The organism is Acidimicrobiales bacterium (assembly GCA_036399815.1).
Classification (GTDB): Bacteria; Actinomycetota; Acidimicrobiia; order Acidimicrobiales; family DASWMK01; genus DASWMK01.
The window spans coordinates 1-6,449 of record DASWMK010000190.1 but is presented as its reverse complement, the minus strand read 5'-3'; the positions used below and the strand labels follow the sequence as shown (position 1 = coordinate 6,449).

6 protein-coding genes are annotated in these 6,449 nt (G+C 76.9%); 1 reads left to right on the top strand and 5 read right to left on the bottom strand.

Annotated elements, in window-relative coordinates; translation table 11 throughout:
- Positions 1-94 precede the first annotated feature (94 nt).
- The 5 genes from VGB14_14295 to VGB14_14275 all read right to left on the bottom strand — a co-directional run bounded on the left by VGB14_14295 (position 95) and on the right by VGB14_14275 (position 5,015).
- Positions 95-910 carry a hypothetical protein gene (locus VGB14_14295; GenBank protein HEX9994094.1) on the bottom strand — a complete coding sequence of 272 codons (816 nt, stop codon included), beginning with the start codon at positions 908-910 and terminating at the stop codon, positions 95-97.
- Complete coding sequence (locus VGB14_14290) at positions 903-1,550, bottom strand: RNA polymerase sigma factor (protein ID HEX9994093.1); 648 nt, start codon at positions 1,548-1,550, stop codon at positions 903-905. Before VGB14_14290 ends, VGB14_14295 begins: the two co-directional genes overlap by 8 nt.
- 107 nt (positions 1,551-1,657) lie before the next feature.
- On the bottom strand, positions 1,658-2,887 hold the full coding sequence (locus VGB14_14285; GenBank protein ID HEX9994092.1) for a trypsin-like peptidase domain-containing protein: 1,230 nt from the start codon (positions 2,885-2,887) through the stop codon (positions 1,658-1,660).
- A gap of 83 nt (positions 2,888-2,970) precedes the next feature.
- Positions 2,971-4,350 carry an ATP-binding protein gene (locus VGB14_14280; GenBank protein HEX9994091.1) on the bottom strand — a complete coding sequence of 460 codons (1,380 nt, stop codon included), beginning with the start codon at positions 4,348-4,350 and terminating at the stop codon, positions 2,971-2,973.
- Positions 4,347-5,015, bottom strand: coding sequence for a response regulator transcription factor (locus VGB14_14275; GenBank protein ID HEX9994090.1), 669 nt, complete (start codon positions 5,013-5,015; stop codon positions 4,347-4,349). The genes VGB14_14280 and VGB14_14275 overlap by 4 nt, the downstream gene beginning before the upstream one ends.
- 41 nt (positions 5,016-5,056) lie before the next feature.
- On the opposite strand from VGB14_14275, the gene VGB14_14270 reads away from it, so the two are divergent.
- Positions 5,057-6,283 carry a CBS domain-containing protein gene (locus VGB14_14270; protein HEX9994089.1) on the top strand — a complete coding sequence of 409 codons (1,227 nt, stop codon included), beginning with the start codon at positions 5,057-5,059 and terminating at the stop codon, positions 6,281-6,283.
- Positions 6,284-6,449: the final 166 nt, after the last annotated feature.

The window sequence follows — 6,449 nt, the reverse complement described above, 5'->3', positions numbered from 1 at the left end:
GGCCGCGGCCGCCACCCGCCGGCCGGCCCGCGTCACGTCAGGGCCACCACGACCGTCCGACCCGCCCTGCCCACGACCCACCGCGTCGGCCCGGTCAGTCCATCGTCGCGGCGATCGCCTCGGCCTCGGCCCGCGCCACGCCGGCCTCGATGCGGTAGGTGAACGAGCCCTCGCTCCAGATCAGGGCGTTGGCGTCGAGCCGGGCCGGCTGCTCGCGGAGCACCTGCTTCACCGTGCAGTAGCGCAGGACGTGGCGGCCCTCGACCCAGAGGGCCCGCCATCCGTCGGCGAACGTCTCCGTCGCCGACCCGGCCTCCTCCTTCATCGTCTTGTACGTGCAGCCGGTGCGGCCCTCGACCTCGGTCACGAGCAGGCCGATGCCGCTGTCGCCCACCTCGGGCAGGCCGGCCGCCGGCCGCCACAGGAAGAACACGACCGGCGGGCTGGTCGTCCGGCGCACGAGCACCTCGTCGGGCGGGCCGAGGTCGGGGTGGTCGGGCAGGAGCAGGTCATCGCCGAGGAGGGCGGCGGCGTCGGCCAGCGAGGCGGGGGTGCCGAGGCCGGCGGCGACGCCGACCGGCGCGGCGGGCGGCTCCGTGGTGGGCGACGTGGCGCCGACCCGGACGTCCACGCCGGCGTCGCCGCCGCGCAGCGCCACCCCGGCGCCGAGGGCGACGACGAGCACGACGGCGGCGGCCGCCAACCAGGTCGTCCTGGCGCTCGGGAACGGCCCCCGCACCGAGCGGCGTCCCCAGGCCGCGGCCCTGACCGGGGGGCTGGCCCCGGCCTCCCGCTCCAACCGGGCCCGCACGTCGGCGGCGAGGGTAGCCGGGGGCGGCGGGACGTCGAGGGCCCGGCCGAGGTCGGCCAGGTCGGCCTCGAGGTGGTCGACGTAGGGGCGGTCAGGCACGGCGGGTCACCGCCTCGGGACCGGACGGCCCGGCGGGGCCGGACGGGTCGGACCGGCCGGGCGACCCGGGCGGCTCGCCCGCCGGACGGGCGGTGGCGCCGAGGTCCATGCGCAGCCGGTCGAGGGCGCGGGACAGCCGCGACTTGACCGACCCCCTCGGCCAGCCGAGCACCTCGGCCGTCTCCGCCTCGGACAGGTCGAGCAGGTAGCGGCACGTCACGACGGCCCGGTCCTTGTCGGGGAGCCGGCCGACGGCGTCGAGGAGCCCGCGGCGGCGCTCGCCGAGGAGAGCCGCCTCCTCGGGGGATGGGGCCGCATCCCCCGAGGGGCGGCGGGTGGCGGCGCGCAGGGCCAGGCCGGACCGCCGCACCGCAGAACGCCGGCGGTTCTTGGCCTCGTTGGCCACGATGCGCAACAGCCACGGCCGGAAGTCGGACCCCGCCCGGAACCGACCGAGCGCCCGGTAGGCCTTGACGAACGCCTCCTGGGTGGCGTCGTCGGCCTCCGCCGACCCTGCGAACAGGACCGCGGTTCGGTGCGCGATGGACGAATGCCGCTGCACGAGCTCCTCGTACGCCTCGATGTCACCGTGCCGTGCACGCTCGACGAGTTGGGCGTCGTCCAGTGGTCGGCCCTCCACGGGGACTCCCTTCGCCCCCTCTACACCGCGACCCGCCCCATGGTTCCAGACGCGACCCGGCCCCCGGGGGTCGCCCGGGGGCCGGCGTCGGGGAGGGAGCCCACGTTCTAGCTCGTGGAGCGACCCAATGTGACCGCGAGCGTCTCGGGCCCGTCCTCCCGGGCGACCTCGACGTCCACCTCGTCGCCCGGCTGGTGGTCGCCGACGGCGGCGACCAGCTCCTCGGCGCTGGCGATGGGCTCGCCGTCGAAGGCCACGATCACGTCGCCCGAGCGCAGGCCGGCGTCCTCGGCGGCCGAGCCGGGGGCGACGGCGCCGACGACCGCGCCCTCGTCGATGTCCACGCCGAGCTGGCGGGCGACGTCGGGGGTCAGGTCGGTGACCTCGATGCCGAGGCGGGCGGACGACGGGGCCCGGCCCTGGCGGAGCTCGTCGATGACCGGGCGGGCCGTCGAGATGGCGATCGAGAAGCCGATGTTCTGGGCGCCGCCGGCCACGGCCGTGTTGATGCCGACGACCCGGCCCTGGCTGTCGACCAGGGGGCCGCCCGAGTTGCCGGGGTTGATGGCGGCGTCGGTCTGGATCAGGTTGCCGAGGGTGACGCTGCCGTTGCCGTCGGCCCGCTGGGTGGTGATCTCGCGGTCGAGGGCGGACACGATGCCGGTCGTCACCGTCGGCCCGCCGGTGAGCGCGAGGGCGTTGCCGATGGCGACCACGTCGTCGCCGACGGCGAGGTCGTCGGAGTCGCCGAGGGTGGCGGCGTGCAGGCCGGTGGCGTCCACGTCGAGCACGGCGAGGTCGTGGGCCGGGTCGGCGCCGAGGAGCGACGCGTCGCGGGTGGTGCCGTCGGAGAACGTCACCTCGATGCTGTCGGCCCCGGCGACCACGTGGGCGTTGGTGACGATGACGCCGTCGGCCGAGATGACCACGCCGGACCCGGCGCCCTGCTGGGGCTCGTTGCCGAAGAACCCGCCGCCCTGGAACGCCGTGCTCTGCACGGACACGACGGCCGGCTCGACGGCGGCCAGCACCTCCTGGACCGAGCCCTCGTGGGTGAGGACGGACGTGGCCGCCGGCGTCGCCGTGGTGGTGGTGACCGGGTCGTCGTCGGTGACGGCGACCACGCCGGCGGCCGCCACGCCGCCGACGAGGGCCCCGACGACGATGCCGGCGAGGAACCCCCGTCCCCGATGCCACCGCGACCGCGACGGGGGAGGCGCGGAGGGGGGAGGTGCGGCGGCACCGGGGTCGGGAGCGGTCGGGGGGCCCCACGGGTAGGGCGGAGGCGGCCACTCGCTGGTGGTCGTCGAGCCGGACCACCCCTCGTACTGGCTCATCGCTCTTCCTCCTCGTGCGACCGTCGCCGGCCACGGTACGGAGGGGTCGATGAGAAGCGCGTGAGAGGCGGGTGCGACCCTCGTCACCGGCCGGCGGAGGGCAGGCGGAGACGCACCCAGGCGCCGCCCTCGGCGCCGTTGCCGGCCGTCGCCTCCCCACCGTGGGCCGCGGCGATGGCGGCGACGATGGCGAGGCCGAGGCCGGCCCCGCCGCCCCGGTCGCCGGTGGCGAAGCGGTCGAAGGCCCGGGGCAGCACTCCGGGCGGGAAGCCGGGCCCGTCGTCGACCACGTCGACCAGCGCGTCCCCGCCCGCCTCGGAGATCGTCACCCACACGGCCGACCGGGCGAAGCGGACGGCGTTGTCGACCAGGTTGACGACGGCCCGCTCGAGCTCGGTCGGCTCCCCGACGACGGTGGCCCGGCCGTCGACGGTGACGGCGACGCCCCTGGCCGCCGCGGCCGGCGCCGCCGTCCGGGCGGCGCGGGCCGCCGCCTCGGCCAGCTCGACGGGCCGGGTGCCCTCGCCCCGCCGGCCGCCCACCCGGGCCAGCACGAGCAGGTTCTGGGCCAGCCGTTCCAGCCGCTCGACCTCCTCCAGCGAGGAGTCCACCGCCCTCGCCGACTCCGTGCCGTCGGCCGTGCTCATCCTGGCCAGCTCCAGCTCGCCCCTGACGATGGCGAGCGGGGTCCGCAGCTCGTGGCTGGCGTCGTCCACGAACGACCGCTCCCGGCGCAGCGCCCGCTCCACCCGGTCGAGCAGGGCGTTCAGCCGCTCGGCCAGGACCACGATCTCCTCGCCGGCGCGGTCGGGCACGGTCAGGCGGCGGTCGGGCTCGGTCGCCGAGATGGCGTCGGCCTCCTCGACCATCCGCCGCACGGGCCGCAGGGCGGCGCCGGCCAGCACCCACCCGCCGGTGGCCACCACGGCGGCCAGCACGGGGAGGGCGACGGCCAGCGCGAGGCGGAGCCGGTCCTGTGCCCGCTCGGCGTCGTCCATCGACGTGCCGACGAGCAGGACCCAGCCGTCGACCGTGCCGCTCGGGCCGGCGAGGAACCGGGCCCGCCCGGCGCCGCCCGGCACCCGGCCGGTGAGGACGAACCGGTCCCGCTGCGCCCTGGCCCGCTGCGCGGTCGTGAGCACGCGGGTGCGGAGCAGGGGCTCGGGCTGCGCCGCGAACACCCCGCCGTCGGACCGGATGACCTGGACGAACAGCCCGGGCGGGGTGCCCACCGGGGAGCCGAACTCGGGCACGGGCAGCTCGCCGGCGAGGACCCGGGGGTCGAGGCGGGACAGCTGGCCGTCCAGGTCCGCCAGCCGGGTGGCGAGGGCCTCGTCGATGGTGGCGACGAGCTCGTCGGCCGTCGCCCTCGTGACGACCACGCCGACGATGCCGGACAGGGCGACCGTCGTCGCCCCGAACACCAGCGCCAGCCGGCCCTGGAGGGTGCGGGGGCCGATCACGCCACCAGCCGGTAGCCCCGCCCGCGGACGGTCTCGATCGTGGTCCGCCCGAACGGGCGGTCGACCTTGTCCCGCAGGTACCGCACGTAGACGTCGACCACGTTCGACGTGCCGTCGTAGGCGAAATCCCACACGTGGTCGAGGATCTGCTGGCGGGTCAGCACCTCGCCCGGGTGGCGGAGGAACAGCTCCAGCAGGGCGAACTCCTTCGGCGACAGCTCGATCGGGACGCCGGCCCTCGTGACCGCGTGGGTGGCCGGGTCCAGCTCGAGGTCGCCGCTGCGGAGCACGGTCGGGCGCTCCTGGGGCCGGCGGCGGGTGAGGGCCCGGAGGCGGGCGTACAGCTCCGGGATGGCGAAGGGCTTGGGCAGGTAGTCGTCGGCGCCGGCGTCGAGCCCGGTGACCCGGTCGGGCACGGCGTCGCGGGCGGTCAGCAGCAGCACCGGCGCCCACCGCTCGGCGGCCCGCAGCCGCCGGCACACCTCGAACCCGTCGGGCGGCGGGATCATCACGTCGAGGACGATGGCGTCGTAGTCGTGCTCGGTGCCGAGCCAGATGGCCTCCTCGCCGGTGGCCGCCACGTCCACGGCGTAGCCCTCGCGCCCGAGCGCCCGGCGGAGCAGGTCGGCCATCTTCGGCTCGTCCTCGACGACCAGCAGCCGCACGCTCCGATGGTAGGGATCGCCCCGGGAGTAGCTTGCGCGGCGTGGCCTCCTCCCCGATCTACGCGGCCCGCCTGCTGCGTCTGCCGCTGGCCGACGCGGACGGCGGCGCGCTCGGCCGGGTGGAGGACATGGTGCTGTCCGCCGCCGGCCGCACCGAGGCGCCGCGGGTGCTCGGCTTCGTCAGCACCGTGCAGCGGCGGCGCATCTTCGTCGGCAGCGGCCGCGTCGGCTCGGTCGACGCCGAGGGGGTCCGCCTCCGCACCGGCAGCATCGACGTCCGCCACTTCCAGCGCCGCCCGGGCGAGCTCCTCGTGACCGACCTGCTCGACCGGCGCACCCCCGACGGGGTCGTCCTCGACCTCGGCCTCGAGCCGCTGCCCGGCCGCCTGGCCGGGTGGCAGGTGGGCACCGTCGTCCTCGCCGACCGCCGGCCCCGTCTGCGCCGACCGGCGACGAAGGAGGTGCGGTGGACCGCCATGGGCGCGCTGCTCGGCGCGGGGACGGTCGCCGCCGAGGTCGCCTCGCTCGCCGACCTGCACCCGGCCGACGTCGCCGCCCGCGTGCGGGCCCTGCCCCTCCCCCGCCGCCGCCAGCTGGCCGAGGCGATGGAGGACGAGCGCCTCGCCGACCTGCTGGAGGAGCTCCCCGAGGAGGAGCAGCTGCGGATCATCGAGGGCCTCGACCTCGAGCGGGCGGCCGACGTGCTGGAGGAGATGGAGCCGGACGACGCCGCCGACCTGCTCGGCGAGATGCCGGCCGAGCGCCGCCAGGAGCTCCTCGCCGCCATGGAGCCGGAGGAGGCGACCCCGCTGCGGCGGCTGCTGACCTACGCCAGCAGCACGGCCGGCGGCCTCATGACCCCCGAGCCGGTCGTCCTCGCCCCGACCACGACGGTGGCCGAGGCCCAGGCCCGCCTCCGCCAGCCCGAGCTGCCCATGGCCCTCGCCGCCCAGGTGTTCGTGGCCCGCCCGCCGACCGAGACGCCGACCGGGCCCTACCTCGGCTCGGTCGGGTTCCAGCGGCTGCTGCGGGAGGCGCCGAGCACGGCGATCGGCGAGTGCCTCGACGAGGGGCCCGACGCCGCCGTCCCGCCCGACCTGCCCGACGCCGACGTGGCCGAGCGCCTGGCGCGCTACGACGCCATGGCCGTCGCCGTGTGCGACGACGCCGGCCGGCTCGTCGGTGCCGTCACCGTCGACGACGTGCTCGACCACCTCCTGCCCGAGGACTGGCGCTCCCGGCTGACCCCCGCGGCACGGCGGACCTGACGGCATGCGGCGCAGGGACGACCTGTCGGTCCCGCGGATCGGCGGCCGCAGCTTCGGGATCCACTACGACCCCGAGGCGTTCGGCCGCTTCTCCGAGGTCATCGCCCGCGCCCTCGGCACGGCCCGCTACCTCGTGTTCCAGACCGTCGTCATCGTCCTCTGGATC